Source organism: Streptomyces sp. SD15, from assembly GCF_054462255.1.
The window spans coordinates 86,894-109,328 of the sequence record NZ_JBTLMO010000026.1; the positions used below are offsets into that span (position 1 = coordinate 86,894).

The 22,435-nt window shown below is 70.9% G+C and carries 19 protein-coding genes; 4 read left to right on the forward strand and 15 right to left on the reverse strand.

All coding sequences use genetic code 11. From position 1 onward, the window contains the following. Positions 1–11 precede the first annotated feature (11 nt). The gene (locus ACX28W_RS25090) at positions 12–146 is read right to left on the reverse strand and encodes a hypothetical protein (RefSeq protein WP_362068809.1); all 135 of its coding nucleotides are present in this window, start codon (positions 144–146) and stop codon (positions 12–14) included. Between the two features lie 156 nt (positions 147–302). On the opposite strand from ACX28W_RS25090, the gene ACX28W_RS25095 reads away from it, so the two are divergent. Beyond that, positions 303–941, forward strand: a complete 639-nt coding sequence (locus tag ACX28W_RS25095; RefSeq protein WP_459001629.1) for a class I SAM-dependent methyltransferase — start codon at positions 303–305, stop codon at positions 939–941. A 37-nt stretch (positions 942–978) separates the two neighbouring features. On the opposite strand, the gene ACX28W_RS25100 is transcribed toward ACX28W_RS25095, so the two are convergent. Then, positions 979–1,482 (reverse strand): DUF402 domain-containing protein, encoded by a 504-nt coding sequence (locus ACX28W_RS25100; RefSeq protein WP_459001595.1) that lies wholly within the window; start codon positions 1,480–1,482, stop codon positions 979–981. Further along, positions 1,463–2,392: a GNAT family N-acetyltransferase gene (locus tag ACX28W_RS25105; RefSeq protein ID WP_459001596.1), complete on the reverse strand. Its 930-nt coding sequence runs from the start codon at positions 2,390–2,392 to the stop codon at positions 1,463–1,465. The genes ACX28W_RS25100 and ACX28W_RS25105 overlap by 20 nt, the downstream gene beginning before the upstream one ends. 71 nt (positions 2,393–2,463) lie before the next feature. On the opposite strand from ACX28W_RS25105, the gene ACX28W_RS25110 reads away from it, so the two are divergent. Further along, positions 2,464–2,832 (forward strand): GntR family transcriptional regulator, encoded by a 369-nt coding sequence (locus tag ACX28W_RS25110; protein WP_459001597.1) that lies wholly within the window; start codon positions 2,464–2,466, stop codon positions 2,830–2,832. A gap of 6 nt (positions 2,833–2,838) precedes the next feature. Here ACX28W_RS25110 and ACX28W_RS25115 read toward each other — a convergent pair whose 3' ends face one another. Next, entirely contained in the window at positions 2,839–3,609 is a 771-nt protein-coding gene (locus ACX28W_RS25115) for a DUF72 domain-containing protein (protein WP_459001598.1), read from the reverse strand. Between the two features lie 37 nt (positions 3,610–3,646). Further along, positions 3,647–4,741, reverse strand: a complete 1,095-nt coding sequence (locus tag ACX28W_RS25120; protein WP_459001599.1) for a DUF5925 domain-containing protein — start codon at positions 4,739–4,741, stop codon at positions 3,647–3,649. A gap of 145 nt (positions 4,742–4,886) precedes the next feature. Between ACX28W_RS25120 and ACX28W_RS25125 the strand changes: the two genes are divergently transcribed. After that, positions 4,887–6,308, forward strand: coding sequence for a GH39 family glycosyl hydrolase (locus tag ACX28W_RS25125; RefSeq protein WP_459001600.1), 1,422 nt, complete (start codon positions 4,887–4,889; stop codon positions 6,306–6,308). 42 nt (positions 6,309–6,350) lie between these two features. Here the strand turns inward: ACX28W_RS25125 and ACX28W_RS25130 are convergent, their stop codons facing one another. From ACX28W_RS25130 to ACX28W_RS25160, 7 genes are all read right to left on the reverse strand, one after another. Beyond that, complete coding sequence (locus ACX28W_RS25130; RefSeq protein WP_459001601.1) at positions 6,351–10,163, reverse strand: lipopolysaccharide biosynthesis protein; 3,813 nt, start codon at positions 10,161–10,163, stop codon at positions 6,351–6,353. Beyond that, positions 10,156–10,956 (reverse strand): polysaccharide deacetylase family protein, encoded by an 801-nt coding sequence (locus ACX28W_RS25135; RefSeq protein ID WP_459001602.1) that lies wholly within the window; start codon positions 10,954–10,956, stop codon positions 10,156–10,158. Before ACX28W_RS25135 ends, ACX28W_RS25130 begins: the two co-directional genes overlap by 8 nt. A gap of 46 nt (positions 10,957–11,002) precedes the next feature. Beyond that, complete coding sequence (locus tag ACX28W_RS25140) at positions 11,003–12,052, reverse strand: glycosyltransferase family 2 protein (protein ID WP_459001603.1); 1,050 nt, start codon at positions 12,050–12,052, stop codon at positions 11,003–11,005. Continuing rightward, the gene (locus ACX28W_RS25145; RefSeq protein ID WP_459001604.1) at positions 12,049–12,867 is read right to left on the reverse strand and encodes a glycosyltransferase family 2 protein; all 819 of its coding nucleotides are present in this window, start codon (positions 12,865–12,867) and stop codon (positions 12,049–12,051) included. The genes ACX28W_RS25140 and ACX28W_RS25145 overlap by 4 nt, the downstream gene beginning before the upstream one ends. 340 nt (positions 12,868–13,207) lie before the next feature. Beyond that, positions 13,208–14,329, reverse strand: coding sequence for a GNAT family N-acetyltransferase (locus tag ACX28W_RS25150; protein ID WP_459001605.1), 1,122 nt, complete (start codon positions 14,327–14,329; stop codon positions 13,208–13,210). A 1-nt stretch (position 14,330) separates the two neighbouring features. Beyond that, positions 14,331–14,780 (reverse strand): hypothetical protein, encoded by a 450-nt coding sequence (locus tag ACX28W_RS25155; protein WP_459001606.1) that lies wholly within the window; start codon positions 14,778–14,780, stop codon positions 14,331–14,333. A 177-nt stretch (positions 14,781–14,957) separates the two neighbouring features. Next, complete coding sequence (locus ACX28W_RS25160; RefSeq protein WP_459001607.1) at positions 14,958–16,163, reverse strand: S8 family peptidase; 1,206 nt, start codon at positions 16,161–16,163, stop codon at positions 14,958–14,960. Between the two features lie 316 nt (positions 16,164–16,479). Here ACX28W_RS25160 and ACX28W_RS25165 point away from each other — a divergent pair, with 316 nt between their 5' ends. After that, a complete protein-coding gene (locus tag ACX28W_RS25165) occupies positions 16,480–17,286 on the forward strand; it encodes an SGNH/GDSL hydrolase family protein (protein WP_459001608.1) in 807 nt (268 codons plus the stop codon). Between the two features lie 45 nt (positions 17,287–17,331). Here ACX28W_RS25165 and ACX28W_RS25170 read toward each other — a convergent pair whose 3' ends face one another. From ACX28W_RS25170 to ACX28W_RS25180, 3 genes are read right to left on the reverse strand one after another with little or no spacing between them, the layout of a single operon-like run. Then, positions 17,332–18,993, reverse strand: a complete 1,662-nt coding sequence (locus ACX28W_RS25170) for a serine/threonine-protein kinase (RefSeq protein ID WP_459001609.1) — start codon at positions 18,991–18,993, stop codon at positions 17,332–17,334. A gap of 57 nt (positions 18,994–19,050) precedes the next feature. After that, positions 19,051–20,763 (reverse strand): urease accessory protein UreH domain-containing protein, encoded by a 1,713-nt coding sequence (locus ACX28W_RS25175; protein WP_459001610.1) that lies wholly within the window; start codon positions 20,761–20,763, stop codon positions 19,051–19,053. Then, a complete protein-coding gene (locus ACX28W_RS25180) occupies positions 20,760–22,346 on the reverse strand; it encodes a tetratricopeptide repeat protein (protein ID WP_459001611.1) in 1,587 nt (528 codons plus the stop codon). The genes ACX28W_RS25175 and ACX28W_RS25180 overlap by 4 nt, the downstream gene beginning before the upstream one ends. Between the last annotated feature and the right edge of the window lie 89 nt (positions 22,347–22,435).

The window sequence follows — 22,435 nt, forward strand, 5'->3', positions numbered from 1 at the left end:
GCCCGGGCGGCTCACCCGTCCGGCCACCACGTGCGGTGGATGTCCTTTCGGACCTCCGGGCGCTCGGCAGGGCGCTCGTCGGCCTCGTCCCGCACTCGGCGGGAGTCCGACTTCCTCAGGGGCTTCTGCACGGTCACACGGCGCATGGCTGCCTCCTTAGCGTCTACCTGATTCCGTCGTTGTACGGAGGCAGACCCTTTCGGCGAGAGTTCCTCATCGGTCGCGATCTGTCTGTGGCGGCTGTCACGATTCGACTGTCAGTGGTGGGTGTCACCCTGGTGCACATGGCGGGTTACAGCGACATGAATCCAGGTCGGAGCAGGGTCAATCTTCGTCAGAACGATGTCAATGCGCGTGTGGACGTCGACTGGGACGCCGAGGCGGCCACCTTCGACGACGAGCCGGACCACGGGCTGCGTGACACCGCCGTGCGGGAGGCCTGGGCGGCGCGGCTGCGCGCGTGGCTGCCCGAGTCCCCGTCCGACGTGCTCGATCTCGGCTGCGGCACCGGCAGCCTGTCGCTCCTCGCGTCCGAGCGGGGACACCGCGTCACCGGGATCGATTTCTCGCCGCGCATGGTCGACCTCGCCCGCGCCAAGCTCGCCGGGCGTGACGCGGTGTTCCTCGTGGGTGACGCGACGGCGCCGCCCGTCGGCGAGCAGCGGTTCGACGTCCTGCTCGTCCGGCACGTCCTGTGGGCCCTGCCCGACCCCGAGCGCGTCCTGCGGCACTGGCGTGGGCTGCTGCGCCCCGGAGGGCGGCTCGTCCTGGTCGAGGGGGTGTGGGGGACGGTGAGCCCCCTCGGCATACCTGTCGACCGGCTGACCACCCTCCTCCGGCCCTTCGTGTCGGACCTGCGCGTGGAGCGGCTGTCGGACGACGCCCGGCTGTGGGGGCGGGAGGTGGCGGACGAGCGGTACGCGGTGCTGGCCGAGGTCTGACCGAGGTCTGACCGACAGGACAGGGCCTGACGAGGCACTACTCGGCGAGCAGTGCCTCGAAGCCGCCCTCGCGGGCCAGGCGTTCGAGGGTGTCGAGGGCGTCTTGCGCTGCGGTCGCGGCCTGAGGGTCGGTGGTGGCGAGACCGCTCGCCGCGAACTCGTCCTCGTCCAGGCGGAGTACGGCCGTGCCGTCCGCGGAGCGCCACAGGTCCAGGTCGAGATCCTCGACGACCAGCTCACCGCCCGAGACGGTGGCCGGGCGGGTGATGTCGCAGTACCAGCCCTTCCGTACGCCCCGCGCGTCACGGACCTCCTTCACCGCGTACCAGCGGTCCCGCCAGTAGTACTCGGTGAAGACGTCGCCCGGTTCGAACCGTACGAAGCCGAAGTCGCGGACGCCGTCGCCCGCCCAGGGGGCGCGCACGGTGACGCGGGTGCCGTCGTCGGCGAGCAGCTCGGCGGGGTAGCGGATCTTCGTACGGCCGGACTTGACGAGGACGACCTCCACCAGGCCCGGAGCGTCAGCCGAGTTCGCGGACATATTGCACCTCCGTCGCGCAGACCTCGTAGCCGAACCACTTGTTGATCGCCAGCATCGGTTCGTTGCCGGAGTCGTTGCCCGTGAACGCCTCTGTGAGGCCGGCGGCGCGGGCGCGGTGCAAGGAGTCGTTCTTGGCTAGCTTGGCGAGCCCGCGGCCGCGGTGGGCGCGGGCGGTGCCGGTCATGACGGTGCCGTAGCGGGTGCCACCATCGGTGCGGGCCGCGCTGAACGCGGCGGGGCGGCCGTCGACCACCGCGACCGAGGTCAGCTCGTGGCTGAGGAGCGGGTGGTTCCAGGTCTCCCGCAGCCAGGCCTCGTAGTCCGTGAACTCGCGCTCGACGTCGCTCGGTTCGTCCAGCAGGGTCTCCGCGTCCAGCTCGAACAGCGGGCGCGGGTCGTCCGCGAAGTCCGCGGCCGTGCGCAGCTCGACGCCCGCGGGGGGCTCTTGGCGCGGCGGCAGGACGCCGTTCGCCAGGTCGAGGCGGAGGAAGTGCGCGGAGCGGCTCGGACGGTAGCCGTGCCGCTGGGCGAAGGAACGGTTCGCGGGCTGGTCCAGCACCCAGGCGTGGAGCCTCGTCGCGCCGAGCGCGCCCAGCCGCTCCTCGGCGGTGCGCACCAGCAGGGAGCCCGCGCCGCGGCCCGTCCGCTCCGGGTGCACATAGATGTTGACGAGCGCATGCCCGGGTTCCGGGCTGTCGTACACCATGCTCACGTTCGCCGTGCCGATGGGCTCGCCGTCCTCCAGAGCCAGCAGGGGCTGGTAGTGGGCGTCGGGGTGGGCGTACTCCATGTCGTAGGCGATGGACTCGGGGGTGTGGAGCATGAAAGGGAGAGCCAGGTGACGGATGCGGGCGAAGGACTCGGCGTCCGCCGGGTCCCCGCGACGCAGTTCGCGAACGATCACAGTCATGGTGTCGCACGCTACGCGTGGGGTGTGTCCCGATGCCTCTCATTTTCCGGCGGGTGCGGGACAATCGCTCCGTGACGCTGAAGATCCACATCGATGAGGGGGCCGCGCCCTACGAGCAGGTGCGCGCCCAGATCTCCGAGCAGGTCCGTTCCGGAGTGCTGCCGGTCGGCTACAAGCTGCCCACGGTACGGGGGCTGGCTGAGGAACTCGGTCTCGCCGCGAACACGGTTGCCAAGGCGTACCGGGCCCTGGAGTCGGACGGGGTGATCGAGACGCGGGGCCGCAACGGAACGTTCGTGGCCGCCGCCGGCTCGGCGGCCGAACGCGAGGCCGCGACCGCCGCCCAGGTCTACGCGGAGCGCGTACACCGCCTCGGCCTGACGGAGTCCGCCGCGCTCGACGCCGTACGGGATGCCCTGCGGGCGGCTTACGGGGGGTAGGAGGGTTCACGTCGCGGGCACGTGGGCCGGTGTGCGGGTCACCGTCAGGCCCGTTGTCGTTGCCGCTCGGGCGAAAGTCACCGCGTCCTGGACCGCTGCCGCGTGCGGGTCGTTGTTGAAGTACGCGTAGATCTCGTGGTCGTCGGGCCAGGTGTCGGCGATGCGGTGGGCCCAGGTGGTCAGGGCCCGGCGGCCGTAGTGCGGCCACGGGGCGGCGCGGCCCACGTGGAAGCGGACGTAGCCCCAGTCGGCGGTCCGCCACAGCGGGGTCACCGGGCGGGACAGCACATCGGCCCAGCACAGGGCGGCGCCCCGTGCCTCCAGTACCTTGCGCACCTGCGGTGTCCACCAGGAGTCGTGGCGTGGCTCGACCGCGACGCGGACGTCGGCGGGGAAGCAGGCGAGACAGCCGTCGAGGAGAGCGGGGTCGGCGCGCAGTGTGGGCGGGAGCTGGAGCAGTATCGGTCCGAGCCGGTCGCCGAGCCCGGCGGCGTGGCTCAGGAGCCGGTGCACCGGCTCCTCGGGGTCGCGTAGCCGTTTGATGTGCGTCAGGTAGCGGCTGGCCTTGACGGCGACGACGAAGTCCGGCGTGGTGCGCTCCCGCCAGTCCTCGAAGGTCTCCCGCGTCGGCAGCCGGTAGAAGGCGTTGTTGATCTCGACCGTGGCGAACCGCGCCGCGTACTCCTCCAGCCACAGCCGCATGGGCACCCCGGCCGGATACAAGACGTCGCGCCAGTCCTTGTACTGCCACCCCGACGTGCCGACGAACAGGGTCATACCTCCATCAAAGCACCGGAGCGCGGGTGCCGGGGAACTACAGGTACAGCCCCGCGTCCGCACCCTCCCGCTGATCGGGTACCGACGTCGGAGTGGTTCCCCGGCGGAGTGCGTACAGCTCCGCCAAGGTCGCGCCGTCGCGGGGGACGCCCTCCTCCGTGCCCAGCCAGCTCACCGCCTCGCCGCGGGTCAGGGGCCCGACCTCGATGCGGGCGAGGCAGCGGCCGGGGCGGACCACCGCGGGGTGGAGGCGCTCCAGGTCCTCGTTCGTGGTGACGCCCACGAGGACGTTGCGGCCCTGGCCCAGCAGCCCGTCCGTGAGATTGAGCAGACGCGAGAGTGCCTGCCCCGCGGTGTGCTTGGCCTCGCCGCGGATGAGTTCGTCGCAGTCCTCCAGCAGGAGCAGCCGCCAGCGGCCCTTCCCCGTGCCGTCCTCCTCGCCGATCGCGATGTCCATCAGATAGCCGACGTCGGAGAAGAGCCGCTCCGGGTCGAGGACACAGTCCACCTGGCACCAGTCGCGCCAGGAGCGGGCCAGGGTCCGCAGCGCGGACGTCTTGCCCGTGCCGGGCGGGCCGTGCAGCAGGAGGAGCCGGCCCGCGATGTCCTCCGGGGTCGTCTTCATCAGGTGGTCCATGGCGTCCGCCACCGGCGCGGTGTAGTTCGCCCGCACCTCTTCCCACGTGCCCGCCGAGATCTGGCGGGTGGTGCGGTGCGGGCCCCGGCGCGGGGACACGTACCAGAACCCCATCGTCACGTTCTCCGGCTGGGGTTCGGGCTCGTCGGCCGCGCCGTCCGTGGCCTGGTCGACGATCTTCGCGGCCAGCTCGGCGGTGGTCGCGGTGACCGTGACGTCGGCTCCCCGGTTCCAGCGGGACACCAGCAGCGTCCAGCCGTCGCCCTCGGCGAGCGTCGCGCTGCGGTCGTCGTCGCGGGCCGAGCGCAGCACGCGGGCGCCCGGCGGGAGCAGGGTGGCCCCGGACCGCACGCGGTCGATGTTCGCCGCGTGCGAGTGTGGCTGCTCGCCCGTCGCGAAGCGGCCGAGGAACAGCGCGTCGACGACGTCCGACGGCGAGTCGCTGTCGTCGACGTTGAGCCGGATCGGCAGAGCGTCGTGTGGGTTCGCAGACATGTCGCCATGATCGGTCACGCGGGCGCGGCGTGCACCCGGTTTCCGGGGTGTGCCTGGCGTGTTGGCCGACGGCCGGTCCCATTACCGGCCTGTACGTCGACAAAGTCTGTTCCACGGCCGATCCCCGCCGTTACTGTTGCCCTTGATGGGACGTCATGGGTGGAATTCGGGGGCACGGCGGTGGCGGCTCACCGCGCTGCTCGGCGTGGGCGCGGCCGCTCTGGCCCTCTTGGTGACCCTGCTCAACACCCTGCCCTCGGACGGCGGGAGCACCGCGGGCACGACCCGCGACGGGGACAAGGTGCACGGCACGCCGATCACCCCGCCCGAAACGCCGCAACCGGAGGTGGGCTGGGGTTTCACCCACACCCAGTTCAGCGCCGATACCGGCAACGACACCGCCACCGAGCGCGTCCAGGGGCTGCTGGAGCAGCAGTCGTTGCCGCAGATCCAGCACATCATGGGCTGGGGCGCCGGCAATCCCGAGCCGTCCAAGGGGCGTTATGACTTCTCCGAGATGGACAGCCGCGTCGACTTCGTCCGCAGGTCCGGCGGCACCCCGGTCGTCACCCTGTGCTGCTCCCCGGACTGGATGAAGGGCGGCAAGTCCGGCGCGGACAACACGAACTGGAGCCAGGCCGCGCTGGAGACCGCCCCGGACCCCGCCCATTTCAAGGACTTCGCCGCGCTCGCCGCGACCGTCGCCAAGCGCTATCCGGACGTCCGCCACTTCGTTGTCTGGAACGAGTTCAAGGGCTTCTGGAACGACGCTGAGGGCCGCTGGGACTACGAGGGTTACACCAAGCTCTACAACCTGGTGTACAAGGCGCTGAAGAAGGTCAATGAGGACATCATGGTCGGCGGGCCGTACCTCGTCATGGACAGCGTCGACCCGCGCCAGCAGCACGACGCGTCCACGACGGTGAAGGGCACCTGGGGCGCCATGGACCAGCGGGTTCTCGACGCCTTCGACTACTGGAACACACACAAGGCGGGTGCCGACTTCGTCGTGGTCGACGGCTCCAGCTACACCAAGGACGACGACCTGCTGCCCGACGAGTTCGCGGCCACCGACAAGTTCACGGCCGTCGGCGAGTGGGTGCGCGCGCGGACCCACGACCTGCCGCTGTGGTGGGCCGAGTACTACGTCGAGCCGGCCGACGGCAACGACGAGCGCAAGGGCTGGTCCGAGACCCACCGCGGCGCCGTCCAGGCCGCCGGACTGATCGCGATGGCCCGCGGCGGCGCCACCTCCGGCTTCTACTGGAACCCGGAGAAGGAGAAGGGCTCCGACTGCCCTGGCTGCCTGTGGACGCCGACCGACGGCGCCGGCGGGGGCACGGCCCTGCCCATGCTCGATCTCCTCTCCCGCTTCAGCGCGGAGTTCCCGCCCGGCACCACCTACAAGACGGTGTCCGTCGCCCCGGACGACGCGCCCGACGTCCGAGTCCTCGCCACCGACAGGACCGTCCTGGTCGTGAACACCCTGGACCGCTCCCTCAGCGCCGAGGTGGACGGCAAGAGGTTCGACATGAAGGCGTACGACGTGAAGTGGCTCACCCGATGAGACGGTGAGCCACTTCAGCAACCGCGTGGACGTGCGGAGGTACTACTTCATCGTCAAGAACCGCTGCACCAGCGAAGCCAGCAACACCGCCAGCAGCGGCAGCGCGAACCAGAAGCTGCTCTGCAGCCACCGCAGCTGCCGTACGCCGGGCCGCACCGCGACCCGTACGACCTCTCGCGCGGTCAGCAGCACGATGAGCGCCACGGCCGCCAGAGCGCCGACCACCGACCACGGCGTCCAGGTGATCTGGGGTCCGATCGGTCCCGGATCGGCCTTCGGGACCCTGCCCTCGGGCTGGGTGCGCAGCGTGTACATCGTCACGTCGTCGTTGACGAGGACCTTCTTCAGGTCCTGCCGGTGGTCGAGGTTGCGGATGAGCCGCGACTCCCAGCTGGCCGAATAGCCCACGTCCAGCTGAAGATAGATCACCTGGCTGCGGTTGATCATCAGGTACGAGTTCGGCCCGGCGTCCTTGAGGGACTTGACCAGCCCCGACACCAGGACCGGATCGGTCGGCGCCAGGGTCGGCAGGTACTCCACCTTCTCCATGTCCCGGGTGCCCCACGGCATCGCGGGCGTCACGTTGTTGACCGTGTCGTTGCTGAGCCACAGCAGCCGTACGGTCGGATCGTCGTGCGCGTACACGTAGTTCATGGCCGCGACCTCGCCCGGCCGGATCCGCTCGAAGGACTCGTTGCCCCAACGGGCCACCAGGAAGCCGCCCATGAGGAGCAGTCCCACCATGAGGGCGGCGAGCGGGGCCAGGCTCAGCCGGTCCTTGTCCCGTTCCTTCGCGGTGACGCCCGTGCGCGGGAAGAAGGCGAGCCCGGCGAGCAGCGCCGCGCCCGGCAGGGCGAACATGAAGACGCGCAGGGCCATCTCGCCGCCGTACGACTGCATACCGAAGCCGAGGAACGGCACGAAGGTGAGGACGAGCAGCGAGCGCTCGCGGTACTTGTGGTCGCGCCGGCGCCACCAGCCGTAGCAGGCGAACGCCATCACTCCACCGGCCAGCAGCACGCGCGCGTAGAGGACGAGTTTGTGGGTCGAACTGCCGCCCTCGATACGGCCGGAGACGGAGGTCGACACATTGCTGCCCACGCCGCCGACCCCGCCGAAGAGTTCGTTGAAGTGTCCCGACCAGTACGGCTCGGCCATGAAGCCGATCCACACGCAGGCCAGGACGGCGAACAGGATGGGCAGGCCGCGCAGTTCGGAGCGGCCGACAAGGACGAGGAGCGTGAGGACGCCCAGCATCATGAACGGGGTGAGCTGGTGCGCCGGGACGGTCGCCGCGAACAGTCCGATCAGGACCATGAGGAGCACGGCCCGCTGCCGTCGGTCGGTCGGCTCGACCTCCGCCTCGCCGGGGCGCACCTTCGCCCACAGCACGCGCGGGGCCCGGAACCAGACCAGCAGGATCGCCACGAAGGCGAGATAGAGGAGATACGTGAAGCCCTGCGGCGAGAAGTAGTCCTGGCCGACCCAGCCGCTCAGGACGAAGATCCAGATGCCGGTCCACTTGGCGCGCCAGCTCGCCCTCATCGAACGTACGAGCAGGAACATCGGGGCCAGGTAGAGGAGTTGCATGGTCAGCGGCCACCAGCGGATCACCTCGGTGAGGTCGGTGACACCGCAGGCCTTCGCGACGAACGCGGCCGCCGCGAAGAAGCCCGGCCAGCTCCAGCGGGCGTCCAGGTCGGGTACGGCGGATCCGGTGCGGTCGATGTAGTCCAGGAACCCGAGGTGCTGCCAGGCCGTCGCGAACCGTGGCTCGGTCTCGATCACCGCGGGGAGCGCGTGCAGCGAGACCACGGTGGCGAGCAGGGTGATGAGCAGGAGTCCCTTGTGCTCGCGGTTCATCCAGAGCAGCGAGGCGAAGACCGTGATCAGCAGGGCGGCGCCGACGAGGGTGGGCAGCGGGAGGACCGAGATGAGGCCGAGGCCGCCCATGCGGGCGAGGGAGGCGTCGTTGAGGTCGAGAGCCGGGACCCAGTAGAGGAGGAGGGCGGAGATCAGTAGGCAGGCGAGGATGACGCCGGGTTTGGACGGTTTGTTTGTCGGGCGCGGGTCGGGTGTGGATGGTCGCGCCGACGTGGCGGAGCCGCTCGATGTCACGCCCCGCGCCTCTGAGGGGGCGCTGCCCTGATCGCCCGTCTCAAAGGGGGCGTCTATCTCCGGGGGCTCGGACGGGCCCAGGGAGGCTTCCGATCCTGGCTCCCGTGCCTCTACCGGGAGGCCCACGGGCGGGCGTAGTGCCCAGGTCGGGCGGTGGTCCGGGCGTGCCTTGGGTGTGCCGGCCGGCGGGGTGCCCGGTCCCGGGCGTACGTCCGGCCTGCGTTCCTGGTGGTCGAAGTCGACGTGGACGCCCAGGGCGAGGGTGTCGGAGTCCAGGGCCCAGGCGGGGCCGCGCTTCGGCTCGCGCGGCTTGGACGCGGGCACGTCGCGCGCCCCGAGGTCGGCGAGGTCCCCGTCCGGCGCCGCGCCCTGCGGCAGTTCGGCGGGCGGCGCGGTCCGCAGGATCTTGTACAGCTTGGGCGCGGCGATGGCCACGATCACCGCGAGGCTGGAGATCTCGGCGACGCCCGCCCCGGTCAGGCCCATGCGGGGCAGCAGGATCACCGTCAGGCCGAGCACGAGGGCGCACAACAGGCCTTGCAGATAGGCAAGTCCGGAGGTGCGGCTCTGGGCGCGCAGCACCGCGAAGTACGTCTCCATGACGACCCGCAGCAGCGCGCCGACCGCGAACCAGCGCAGCAGCGGTGTGGCCGCGTCCGCGTATCCGTCGCCGAAGACCCGCAGGATGAACGGCGCGCCGAGGAACAGCAGCGCGGACACCGGCAGCATGATCCGGGCCATCCGCTTCAGCGCGGCCCGGGTGTTCGAGGCGAGCCGCGCCGGGTCGTGCGAGCCCTCGACGGTCAGTGAGGCGCCCATGTTGATGGCGAGCAGATTGACCGTGCCGCCTATCGTCGTGGTGATGTAGAAGTACGCGTTGTCGGTGGAGCTGACCTGCGAGGCGACGATCACCGGGACCAGGTAGACCACGGCGAGCGAGAAGAGGGAGCCGGTGTAGTCGCCCGCGAGGAAGCGGCCGATCTCCTTGAGCGAGGGCGGCTTGGCGTGCTCCTCGGTCGCCTTCACATGCCGGGGGGCCAGTCGCCGGAAGACCAGCAGCCCGAGCGGCACCACCGACACGGCGATCGCGGCGACCCAGGAGACGAAGACGCCCGTCGTGGGGATCGCGGCGGCGAGCACGATGAGCAGCACCAGCTTCACCGCGGAGAACACGGTGTTGCCCACCGGCACCCACAGCGCGCTGCGCAGCCCGGTCAGCACACCGTCCTGCAGCGTCAGCAGCGACCAGGCGACGACCGCGAGAACGAAGCCGAGGCCGGTCAGCGGGCTGCTCAGGAAGCGGTACGAGGGTCCCCACATGCTCAGGGTGAGCAGGAAGACGCCGGCGGCCAGCGCCACGATCACCGAACTGCCCGCGTACGTACGGAAGATGAGGCGTCCCGTGGCGCGCCCGGCGACGGGGATGAAGCGGGCCAGGGCGCCCGTCAGCGTCACCGCGGTCAGACCGGCCAGCAGCTTCATCGCGGCGATGGCGGCGGAGCCCTGGCCGACCGCCGATTCGGTGTAGTAGCGGGCGGCGACCAGCCAGTAGCCGAGCCCGAGCACCGCGGAGATGCCGGTGTTGAGCATCAGGGCGTAGGCGTTGCGGAACAGTTGGTTGCCTCCGCTGCCGTTCTTGCGGCCCCTGCCGGGCAGGCGGAGGCGGCGCCCGGACCGCTGCTCGGGCGCGTCGGTCGTGGGCGATGAAGCCTGGGCTGTGGTCGTCGTGTCAGACACGGGAACGGATGGCCTTCCGGCGGACCTGTCGTGCTCTTCGGACCATGGCGTATCCCTTGGTGAGGGCGCGGTCCCGGGCGAAGTTGCGGGCGATCGCGCGGCCCTCGACCAGCCGCTCGAACTCCTCGATACCGGTGCTGCGGCGCACGGTGACGCGTTGCAGGGCGTACGGGCCCTGACGGCGGCGGGCCAGGGCGTTGCCGACGGCGAGCGACTGGGCGAAGCCCGCCTCGCGCACCGTGCGGCGCACCCGGCGGCTGGAGTAGCCGTACGGATACGCGAACGAGGCGGGGTGGACTCCCAGTTCGTCGGCGATGATCTCCCGGCAGCGCTGCACCTCGAACCGGAGCGCGTCGTCGTCGAGCTGGTCCAGCTGCGGGTGGGTATGGCTGTGACCGCCGATCTCCACCTGCTCCTCGGCGAGTTGGCGCACCTGGTCCCAGTCCAGCATGGTGTCGAGGCTGCCCCCGGTGTCGTACGCGCCGCGCAGCCAGCCCGTCGAGACGAACAGCGTGGACGCGAAGCCGTGCTTGGCGAGCACGGGCAGCCCGTGCCGGTGCACGCCCTCGTAGCCGTCGTCGAAAGTGATGAGCACGGGACGCTCGGGCAGCGGGCCACCGGAGCGCCAACCCGCTCCCAGATCGGCTGTGTTGACCGGAGTGAATCCCAGGTCCCCGAGCAACTCCAACTGTTCGGCGAACGCCTCGGGCGCGACGGACAGCTCACGCGTCGCGTCGTTGGGCGCGGTGGCGATCGAGTGATACATGAGGATGGGAACGGCAGCGGTGCTCATACGACCACACCTCCCCAGCGCGGCGCGGTCGGCTCGGGTCTTGTTCTCATGCTGCCGCCCCCTCGCGTTCGGGACCGTCGTCGATCTCCGTGTTCTTCGTGTTCCCCGTGTCCTCTGCGTTCTCCGCGATCTCCACCACGGAGAACGCGGCGCCGCCCCTGCGGGTCCGGACGGTGCCGAGTACGTACCCGCCCGCTGCCGCCAGCACGCCGGCGACGATGGCGCCGGCGCGACCCGCACCGCCCGGGCGGGCCAGCAGGGCGTCGCGCAGGCCGCGCGCCACTCCGGCGGGCAACACACGGGTGGTGTACCGGCGTTCGGACTCGAGACCCTTGTCGGAGCCCACGCTTCGGGCCACCAGGGCCTTGGACAGGCCCTCGGCGTAGGTGCGCGTGCGGAAGTACGCGAAGTGCTCGCGCGGCTCCGGTACCCGGTGGTGGATGACGGCGCGGTCGTCGATCAGCAGGATCGCGTCCGGCCGGGCACGGGTGAGGCGGATGCACAGCTCCGTCTCCTCGCAGCCCAGCGGACGCTTGTCGCCGTCGCGTCCGATGCCGGTCGCGAAGCCGCCCGCCGCGGCGAACGCCGTACGGCGGAACGAGGCGTTGCCGCCGAGGACGTTGCGGACCTGGACGCGGCCCGGCGGCAGCCCCTTGTACGTGCAGCCCACCACCCAGTCGAACTCCTCGGGGAACCAGGCCGGGCGGCGGCCCGACGCCCAGATCGGCATCGTACGGCCGCCGACGGCCATGACACGCGGGTCCGCGTACCCCGCGGCGAAGTGCCGCAGCCAGTCCCGCTCGGCCACGGCGTCGTCGTCGAGGAACGCGATGATCTCGCCGCGTGCGGTGGCGATCCCGGTGTTGCGGCCCGCGGACAGACCGCGGGGGCCCGCGTTGGCGAGCACCCGCACATCCTCGGCTTCTTTGTACTCCCTGCTCAGTCGCTCGAGCAGCGTGGCGTTGTGGTCCACGACGAGGAGCGTCTCCAGGGCGGGCAGCGACTGCGCCCGCACCGAGGAGACCGCCGAGAGGATGTCCTCCCAGCGGTCCTCGGTGTAGACGCAGACCACCACGGAGATGTCCGGCTCGCTCAAGACACCTCTCCTCGCCCCGAGTCGAGCTGAGCGGCGTGCGGCGTGCGGCGCAGCGCGCGCCGGTTGGAGCGCTCCTTGAGGATCACCTTGAGCACCCGCAACCCGTCCCGCACGGCGCGCAGATTGCTCGTGCCGTGGATCCGCAGATACTCGTGGCTCGGGATCTCCTGGACCTTGAGCCCCGCCTTGACCACCCGGATGTTCATCACGGTCTCGACCTCGAAGCCGGTGCAGTCGAGGTCGATCTGGTCCAGGCAGTGCCGCCAGAACGCGTTGTAGCCGTAGCAGAGGTCGGTGTAGCGGGCGCCGAACTTGGCGTTGACGGCAGCGCACAGCACTCTGTTGCCGAGCTTGCGGATGGGCGTCATGTCGGAGGTGCCGCCGCCGTTGGCGAACCGCGACCCCTTGGCGAAGTCGGCCCCGGACACCAGCGCGGACACGTACGACACGATCTCGTTGCCGTCCGCCGAGCCGTCCGCGTCGACCATCACGATGATGTCGCCGGTGCACGCCTCGAACCCGGTGATCAGGGCGTCGCCCTTGCCCTTGCCGCGCTGCTCGACGACCTTGACCTCGGGCCACAGCTCCCGGGCCACCTCGACGGTGTTGTCCGTGGAATTGCCGTCGACAAGAACGACTTCGTGTATCCAGTCGGGAAGAGTCTTGAAGACGTACGGGAGATTCTCCGCCTCGTTCATGGCGGGAATCACGACACTCACCGGCGGCGCGATGGCCAGGTGAGAGGAGATCGGCCGATACCTGCCGATCGTTTGCGGATCTTCGCCCGAAATCGCTGGGCGCAGGACTGAGCTCATGAGTCTGGTCCCTCTCGTCCGGTGGACCGCCCGCCCCTGGGCGGTCCGGCTCTTTGTCCGGTTCGAAAGGGGGGTTCTCACTTACGGCATGACGAAATCGATCTCCGTGCATGCCGGGTGAGTTGGCAAAGCTGGCCGGCTCCGGAAATGGGAGCCGGTCTCGCGGCACGACTCGGCACAGGTCTGGTCACCGAGTACGGCACCCCCCTACCGCGCCCCGCGCCGGAACCATCGCGGTCCTTGAGCCCTCCCCTAGAGCCGCTCGATGATGGACCGATGCGGGTGAGATGTACGACGGTATTGATGATTGCGCGTGTATGGCAAGACCTGGAACGAGGCCTCACGTTTTTGTTGGTTTGGCCGTTACCTGACGACTCGAACGGATCTTTCCCATCCGTTTGAGAATTTTGTCGGCGGGCTCGAAGAACTCGGGCCTCGACACCACCATGTTGCGCAGCGCCCGGACCGGGGCGCGCCGCGCCCGGTGTCCGATCGCGACCGGGTGACGGCGCGTCACCCACCCCTCGGAGACGGTGAGTTCCCGTGTCTTCAGGGAGTCCTTGTATTCCTTGTGGCCTCGCCCAAGATCCAAATAGGCAATTCCGTCGGCGGCGGCCGCCTCGGCCATCCGCAAATGCAGGACAAGGCCCGGCGAGTACTTCGCGAACGCCGGATCGTACGCCGGGAACCAGCACGCCAGCACCCGCTCGGTGCGCAGCCCGAAGTGCGCGGCGACCGGTTTCCCGTCGGCGTACAGCACCGACAGGATCCCCGAGAACGACTCGGAGCGGGTGTGGTAGAGCTGTTGGACCAGGTGGTTGATCCAGGCCTGCGCGAAGCGGTCGCTGCGTCCGGTCCTGCGGTACTGAGCGGACTTCCAGTCCATCAGCGTGCGCAGGGCCGCCGGGTCGCGCTCGTCGTGGACGTAGCGCATCCCGCCGGCGTCCCGGCCGAGCTTGCGCTCCTTGGCGAGGGTGGACCGGGTGAACTTCGGGGACTGGGCGCGTAGTTGGCCCAGATACGCTTCGTAGCCCTGGTCGACGTCCATGACCGGGGACGGGAAGGTGCCGGAGGCTCCCGCCTCGAACGGCGCCTGGCCTTCCACCAGGTGGTCGAACTCCCACAGGGCGAGCCCGCAGGCCCGCAGCAGGTCCTGGGCGTCCCAGGTGAAGCCGGGGCGGTGCACCAGACCCTGGCAGTCGGAGACGCCGAGGCCGACGGCCCGGCCGACGCCGGTGGTGGATTTCTGGAACGGGAAGAAGGCTGCGGCTTCGCCGTTCTCACGGACGACCGCGATCCGTACGCCGCGTCTGCAGCGGCCCACCGCGAGCGCGAACTCGGGGGACAGGAACGGGTTCGCCAGCTCGGGCGAGCCGTTGAGGTGGGCCTTCGACTGCAAGGCTGTCCAGGCCGCCCGGTCGGCGGCGCTCAGCTCGCCGGGGCGGTACACGCTGATGTCCACGTCAGGAGGTCTGCCTTCTCGCCGTGCGGCCGCGCAGCCGCCGTACCAGTACCAGCAGGAGCAGGAGGGAGCTGATCGCGGTCACGGCCGCGATTCCGCCGCGGATCGACCACCGGTGCATCGCCAGCATGCCCTGGGCGACGAGGAGGTCGACGGCGATCGCTCCCGCGACGGACACCACCGTGCGGGCGAAGGGTTCCAGCCCGCGCAGCGCGGCCCCGATGGCGGCCGAGGGTGCGGCGAGCAGGAAGAACAGGGTGAACGGGCCACGCAGGGACGAGTCCACGTCGGCGAGTGCGAGCACCGCGCCGACCAGGGCGACGGCCACCGCCACGCCCGCGAGCAGCGGGACCAGGTTCTTCCCCGGATCCCTCGGCCGACCCCACCCCGGATCCTGTCCCGACGGCTCCTCGCCGTCTGAGGAACGTGACTTGATACGTATGGTCTGCATTGGCGACTTTGCCCCCCGAAGCGCCGGATGCCGGGCTTCAATGTCGCGCAGCGGGCTGGGGGGCGTCAAGATGCGGTAGGCCCTCACGCGTGCTTCCCGGCCGACTTCACCCATGAATTCCCCGGAGGCGCCGACTGCCTCCGGGGAACCGTCGTTCATGTCAGGCGAGTTGACGTGTTACTGGACGATCCGCAGGAGGCGGTTCGGCGAGCTCGTCCCCGGGCTGGTGACCCTGCCGGTGGTGGCGCCGTTCACCAGGGCCGTGGCGACCTGCGCCGGGGTGGCCGTGGTGTGGCCGGCCAGGTAGACGGCGGCCGCGCCCGCGACGTGCGGGGTGGCCATCGACGTACCGGAGATGGTGCTCGTCGCGGTGTCGCTGGTGTTCCAGCCCGCCGTGATCGAGGAGCCGGGGGCGAAGAGGTCCAGGGAGGCGCCGTAGTTGGAGTAGCTGGCCCTGGCGTCCGTGCTGGTGGTGGCACCGACCGTGATCGCCGCGGCGACCCGGGCGGGGGAGTACGAGGAGGCGTTGGCGTTGCTGTTGCCCGCCGCGACCGCGTAGGTCACGCCGCTCGCGATGGAGTTCGACACGGCCGTGTCGAGCGTGGTGGAGGCGCCGCCGCCGAGCGACATGTTGGCGACGGAGGGGCCGCTGTGGTTGCTGGTCACCCAGTTGATGCCCGCGATGACGCCCGCGGTGGTGCCGGAACCGGCGTTGTCCAGCACCCGGACCGCCACGATCTTCGCTGCCTTGGCGACACCGTAGGTCGAGCCCGCGATGGTGGTGGCGACATGGGTGCCGTGGCCGTTGCCGTCCTGGGCGACGTTGTCGCCGTCCACGGCGTCGTAGCCGTTGGTGGCCCGGCCGCTGATCTGGGTGTGCGTGATGCGGACGCCGGTGTCGATGACGTACGCCGTCACTCCGCTGCCCGCGGTGTCCGGGTAGGTGTACGTGCCGGACAGCGGAAGCGCCGCCTGGTCGATGCGGTCCAGGCCCCACGGGGCGTTGGACTGCGTGGCGTTGAGCTGCACCGTCTGGTTCTGCTCGACCGTGGCCACCGACGGGTCGGCGGCCAGTCTCCTGGCCTCGGCCGCGGAGAGGGTTGCCGTGTAGCCGTTCAGCGCGGCGCCGAACGTCTGCTTCACCGTGCCGCCGTACTCGCTGATCAGGCTCTTGCCCACGCTCGACGCGGCCTTGAAGCCCGCGTTCTTCTTGAGCGTGATGATGTAGCTGTCCTTGATCGCGGTGGGGGAACCTGCGGCGAGCACCGTGCCCTCGGCCGGGGCGGCCTGGGCGGGAAGTGCGGTGAATCCGCCGACGAGCGCGGCGGTCGCCACGCCGGTTATGGCGGCGATCAGGATCTTCTTGCTACGCAGCTGTGCCATGCGAGGGAGTCCTCCTCTGGGCAGCGGCGCGCCAGTTGGTGCGGCGCACGACTGTGGGGGGTGGGCGCGTCATCGCGCACACGGCCCTGGAACGTCGTGTTCCGTCCAGGGCTGAGTAAAGAGTGGGTCATCTACGCGTGCCGATCAAGAGAGTTGACGGCCTGTCATGCGCCTGTCATGGAACCGCAATGAAATATGCCGTGAACGTACTGGGGTGACATCTTGAAAGTCCCAACAGTCTTGGCATGAACACTTCCTGTCAACACGCGTAGCTGGTACCAAAGTTGTGGCAGAGATCCTGCTAAAGGGAGGTTCCATGAGACGTTCCCGAATTACGGCATACGTGACCTCGCTCCTCCTCGCCGTCGGCGTCGCCCTCACCGGGGCGGCGACGGCGCAGGCGTCCCAAACCGCCGCGGCTACCGGTTATGTGGCCCTCGGTGACTCCTACTCCTCGGGTGTCGGCACCGGCAGCTACATCAGCTCCAGTGGCGACTGCAAGCGCAGCACGAAGGCGTATCCCTACCTCTGGGCCGCCGCCAACTCGCCCTCGTCGTTCAGCTTCACGGCCTGCTCGGGCGCTCGTACGGGTGATGTCCTGGCGAACCAACTGACCCCGCTCAACTCCTCCACCGGCCTCGTCTCCATCAGCGTCGGCGGCAATGACGCGGGCTTCGCCGACGTCATGACGACCTGTGTGCTCCAGACCGACAGCGGCTGCCTGTCCCGTATCGCCACGGCCAAGGCGTACGTCGACTCGACGCTGCCCGGCCAACTCGACACCGTCTACTCGGCGATCAGCGCAAGGGCACCCGCCGCCCACGTGGTCGTGATCGGCTACCCCCGGTTCTACAAGATCGGTGCGACCTGCGTCGGTCTCTCCGACACCAAGCGCGCCGCGATCAACGGCGCCGCCGACCACCTGAACAGCGCCCTCGCCAAGCGAGCCGCCGACCACGGCTTCACCTTCGGCGACGTCAGGACCACCTTCACCGGCCACGAGATCTGCTCCGGCGCCTCCTGGCTGAACAGCCTCAACTGGCTGAACATCGGCGAGTCGTACCACCCGACCGCGTCCGGCCAGTCCGGCGGCTATCTGCCGGTCTTCAGCAGCGTGGCCTGACCCGCTGCGGCATTCCGTTCACGGCGAGATACCGTTCGCCACGTATCACGGCGAAGTGGAAGCGGAGGCCCCGTCCGTCGGGGCCTCCGTCACACATGTCACGGTGAACGGCACGGAGTTGGACGTCGTCCGCACCGGGCTGCGGACCTCCACCCCGATCGCGTTCTGATACGTCCCACTCGCGTCGTACGTCGTCACGATGACGTTCTTCTGCGCGGTCCTTTCGTCGTTCGCCGAGAACGACAGGGTCTTCCAGCCCGGGTCCGACACCTGGCCCGTCTTCGTCACCCAGCGGTACTCGACCTCCGCCGGCACCCGGCCCACCGAGAACGTCGCGGTGAAGGCCGGTGCCTGCGCGTCCGGCGGCGGACAGGCACCGGAGTACTCGGTGTGCGTACCGGTCACCGTCACCTGCACGGACTGAGCGGGCGGGGTGGTCGTACGACTGCTGCTGGGCGGGGTGGTGGAGGGGCCGGCGCCACCGGGCGCGCCGTTGTCGTCCTCGTCGTCCTCGTTTCCGCTCTCGCTGTCGCCCGACGTCGAATTTCCGCCACTCGAAGTGCTGTTGGGGCCCCCGTTGCCGCTACTGGTGGGGTTGCCCGTGCCGCCTCCGTCGTCGCGGTTCACCAGGGCGTACGTCAGTCCGGCCAGCGCGAGGGCGAGCGCGGCCACACCGGCGACCAGGGCAACTGCGGCGCGGCGATTGCGGGCCGACTCCGGCGCGGGGCCGAAGCCGGGGCCGGTGGCCCGTACGGCGTCGGCGGCCGGCTGGTAGGGCGCGTGGCCCGGTGTCGGTGGTGTCGGCGCGGGCGCGGGCTGGGTGAACGCCGAGATCGTCGGCGCCTGCGCGCTCGGGGACGGCGGAGCCGCGGTCGGCGAGCCGCCCGCGCCGATGATCCGCAGATCGGACTCCGCCTGCGCGGCGCTCAGCCGCTGCGCCGGGTCCTTCATCAACAGCCCCTCGATCACGGGGGTGAGCGGCCCCGCGCGGTGGGGCGGCGGCAGCGGCTCGTCGACGATGGCCCGCAGTGTGCTCAGCGGGGTGTTCTGCCGGAAGGGCGAGTTGCCCTCGACCGCCGCGTACAGCAGCACCCCGAGCGACCACAGGTCGGACTCCGGTCCGGGCGTGCGGCCCAGCGCCCGCTCCGGGGCCAGGAACTCGGGCGAGCCGATGACCTCGCCGGTCATGGTCAGCGCGGAGCTGCCCTCGACCATGGCGATGCCGAAGTCCGTGAGGACGACCCGGCCCTCGTTCGACAACAGCACGTTGCCGGGCTTCACATCGCGGTGCAGCACTCCGGCCTCGTGCGCGGCCCGCAGCGCGGAGAGCACCTCGGCGCCGATGTGCGCGGCACGCTGCGGGGACAGCGGGCCCTCGGCGTCCAGAAGATCGGACAGGGCGACACCGCGGACCAGCTCCATCACGATCCAGGGGCGGCCGTCCTGGGCCGCGACGTCGTACACCGTCACCACATTGCGGTTCGAGACCCGGGCCGCGGCCCAGGCCTCGCGCTCCAGGCGGGCGTACATCCGCTCGACCTCGGACACCGGGAGTCCGGCGGGCGCGCGGACCTCCTTGACGGCGACCTCGCGGTGCAGCACCTCGTCATGGGCCCGCCACACGGTACCCATGCCGCCCTCACCCAACGGGGAGAGGAGGCGGTAGCGGCCCGCGATCACACGTTCACTGCCCGGCTCTTCGGACACGGGTGTCCCCCCATTCGTATCCGCTTCGCATCCGCGCGATTTCTCCCCAAAAGTAGCTCAGCCGAGTGCGGATGCCGCCCCCTTGAACACCAATCCAACCCCAAGGGCTACGACGACCAACGCCGATCCCAGCGGCACGGTCCTGCGGATCAGGGCCGCGGTCGGGCCCCCGGACCACCGGGGACGCCTGTCCAGCACCCGGGTCATCCCGTCGCCCAGTTTGACGACGGCGAACCCGGCCGCGGTGAGCGTCAGGGCCAGGCCGACGCCGTACGCGAGGACGAGCAGAAGTCCGAACCACGCCTTTCCCAGCGCCGCGGCGCCCACGAGGACGACCACGGCGGAGGGGCTGGGCACCAGGCCGCCGGCGAAGCCGAGCAGGATCGTGCCGCGGAGGGTGGGGGCGGTGGCGTGGGTGTGGGTGAAGCCGCCGTGGGTGTGTTCGAGGGTGTGGGGGTGCGGGTGGGGGTGCGCGTGTTCGTGTGTGGGCCGGTGTGCGGGGGGCTTGCTGCCCGAGGCGGTTGCCGTTTCCGTTGCCGCAGACGCGTGGGCGTGCGCGAGGACGAGGGGGCGCTCGTGTTGTTCGGCGTGGTCGTGGGGGTGGTCCGCGTGGTCGTGGTCGTGCGTGTGTCCGTGGGGGTGATCAGGATTGTGCGAGTGGCCGTGTGTGTGCCCGTGTCCGTTTGTGTGCCCGTGCCCGTGCCCGTGCCCGTGCCCGTGCCCGTGCCCGTGTGCCCGGTTGCGCCACGCGCGTCGTACGAGCGTCGCGCCCGCGCACGTCACCAGGACGCCGCTCGCGATGCCCAGCCACGTGATCACCGAGGGAGCCGCCGCCGAACCGGCCGTCACCAGGAGGCCGAGGGCGACCACGCCCAGGGTGTGGGTGACCGTGACGGAGGCGGCGAGGGGCAGGACGTCACGCAGCTTCGCCCGGCCGCCGCGGGCCGCCGCTGTCGCGGCCATCAGCGTCTTGCCGTGGCCGGGCGCGATCGCGTGCATCGCGCCCAGGCCCACCGCGATGAGCAGAGCCAGCGCGGCGAAGCCGACGGTGAGGTCGTGCCGGGCCACCAGGTCGTCCAGCGCCCGGGTCCAGCGGTCGGCACCACGGGGCAGTACGGAGGCGGCGGGCGCGTCCGGCCGGTCCTCGACGAGGGCGGGGCCGCCGGGGCGTATCCGCAGGGACGCGGTCGCGGTGTCGGCGGGCGAGGAGAGCAGTGCCTCGGGGTAGTCGGTCAGTTCCTGGGACACCGATTTCTTCGGTACGTCCGACGCGGCGAGCGTCATCCGGTCGCCGCGCGCGGTGATCTCGCGCCAGCCGGGTCCGCGGTCGGCCCCGGCACTGCGGAAGCCCAGGGACACCGTGTCCCCGGTCGGGAGCGCGGCCGTCAACCGGCACTCCACGCGCAGGGTGTCGAGCCCGGCCTGTCCGGGCCGCAGCCGCGCCTGGCTCCGGCCGACGGAGAGCGGGACCTCACGCCCGCCGACGGTGACCTCGCTGTCCCGCGCGGCCGTCGCGCACCGCTGCCGGGCCCACTCCGTCATCCCCAGCTTCTCGAAGTCGGGCTTCGCCTGGGTGGCCGGGATCTCCGCGAGATCCTCGACGTGCTCGACCCGCAGCTGGCCGGGGGCGGCGACGAGGCCGTCGTACCGGTTGACGGTGAAGTTGCCGAGCGGATGCGCGCTCGCGGACCCGGTGGGGACCAGAACTAGGGTGCAGGCGGCGGTGAAGACAGCCGCGCAGGAGGCCAACAGGCGGCGAGGGGAGCTCACTTGGCCGCCCCCAGCGCCTCGCGGGCCGCGCGGGCGCCCAGTGGTGAGAAGCCCGCGTTCAGGTCGAGCGCCGCCTTCAGTGAGGCGCGGGCCTCCTTCGCGTGGCCGGTGGCCCGCTCGATCATGCCGCGGTGGTAGAGGAAGGACGCGTTGCGGTAGCCGGTGGCCGTGGCCTTGCGGGCGTACGGGAGGGCTTCGGCGTCGCGGCCGTTGACGTGCAGCGCCCAGGCGAGGGCGTCCGCCGTGTGCACGGTGTGGCGGCGGTCCCACTCGGCGCGGGCCGCCTTCAGCGCGGTCGTGCGATCACCGTGGTCGGCGGCGGCCAGCGCGGTGTCCAGGTCGGCGTTGACGCCGCCCGCGCGGGCCAGCGAGACCCAGGCGTCCACCAGGGCGTACTGGTCACGGGCCTTCTGTGCGTCACCCTTCTGGCCGCGAGCCTCGTACAACTCGCCGAGTTCTCCGAGGGGCTGGGGCAGTGGGTAGCGTTCCACGACCAGTTCCATGCCGCGGATCGCCGCCGCGCGGTCGCCCTGCGCGTCCTGCGCGCGAGCCCGGCCCTCGAGCGCGGGGAGGTAGGCGTCGTCGGCGGCGAGCGCCCGCGCGTAGTAGGTGAGGGCGTCGGCGTACTCGCCCTGGTTCCAGGCGAGTTGGCCGAGCGCGGTCGCCACGTACGAGATGTCGCCGCGGGTCGTCGCCGTGTCGAGGGCCTGTTCGAGGACCCGCCGGGCGGTCTTCACGTCCCCGCGCAGCTCGTGCACATAGGCGTACCGCGTGAACACCGGTACGCCCGGGCGGCGTGAGTCGGCCAGGTCGGCGGCCTTCGACGCGTCGGCGTAGCGGCCGAGTTCGACGAGTGCGTCGATCCGGGAGGACAGGGCGCGCTCGCTGTACGGGTTCTGCTTCAGCGCGTCGTCCGCGTACTTCAGGGCGCCGGTGAAGTCGTGCCGGGCCGCGGCGAGGGCGGCGCGTCCCGCGAGCGCCGGGTCGTTGTCGGGGCGCAGCTTCAGGGACCGGTCCAGCGCCTGTTGCGCCTGCGGATACCGGGAGGGGTCACCCTGGGTGCGGGCCTGCTCCACATACGCGAGCCCGAGCGTCGCCCAGCCGCCGTAGTCCTTCGGCTGCGCGCGGAGATGGGCCTGCAGGGAGGTGATGCTCGCGTCGAGATCCCCGCTGGCGAGCAGCTGGGGCGAATAGCCCGCGGCTGCGGATGTGACGGGGCCGCCCGAGTCGTCGCGGACGGCCCCGAGGACCACCGCCCCGGCGGTCAGCGCGACAGCCAACGAGGCAGCACAGAAGGTGAGTTGGGCCGCCCGCCAGCGCCGCGCCGACGCCGAAACCCGCCGGACGGCGGCGACGCGCTCGTCGGCCGCCGCCACCGCCGCCACCGTGTCGGAGGCCGGGCCCGGAGCCGGCGCGACGGCCGTCTCCGGCGTGGTGGCTTCCGATGCGGTGGCCTCCGGCGCGTCCGCCTCGGATGTCGGGGCCCCCGGCGTGGAGGCCTCAGATGCGGCGCCCTCCGGCGTGGCGATCGACCGCTCGCCGGGCTCGCCCTCCGGCGTGCTCTCGTTCGTACGCGGGGACATGCCCTCTCCTCAAAGTTCTTGGGGGAACGTTCGTTGTGGGGGATGGGGCGGCGCGGCCCGCGCCGTGGGGGATGGTGGGTGCGGGCCGC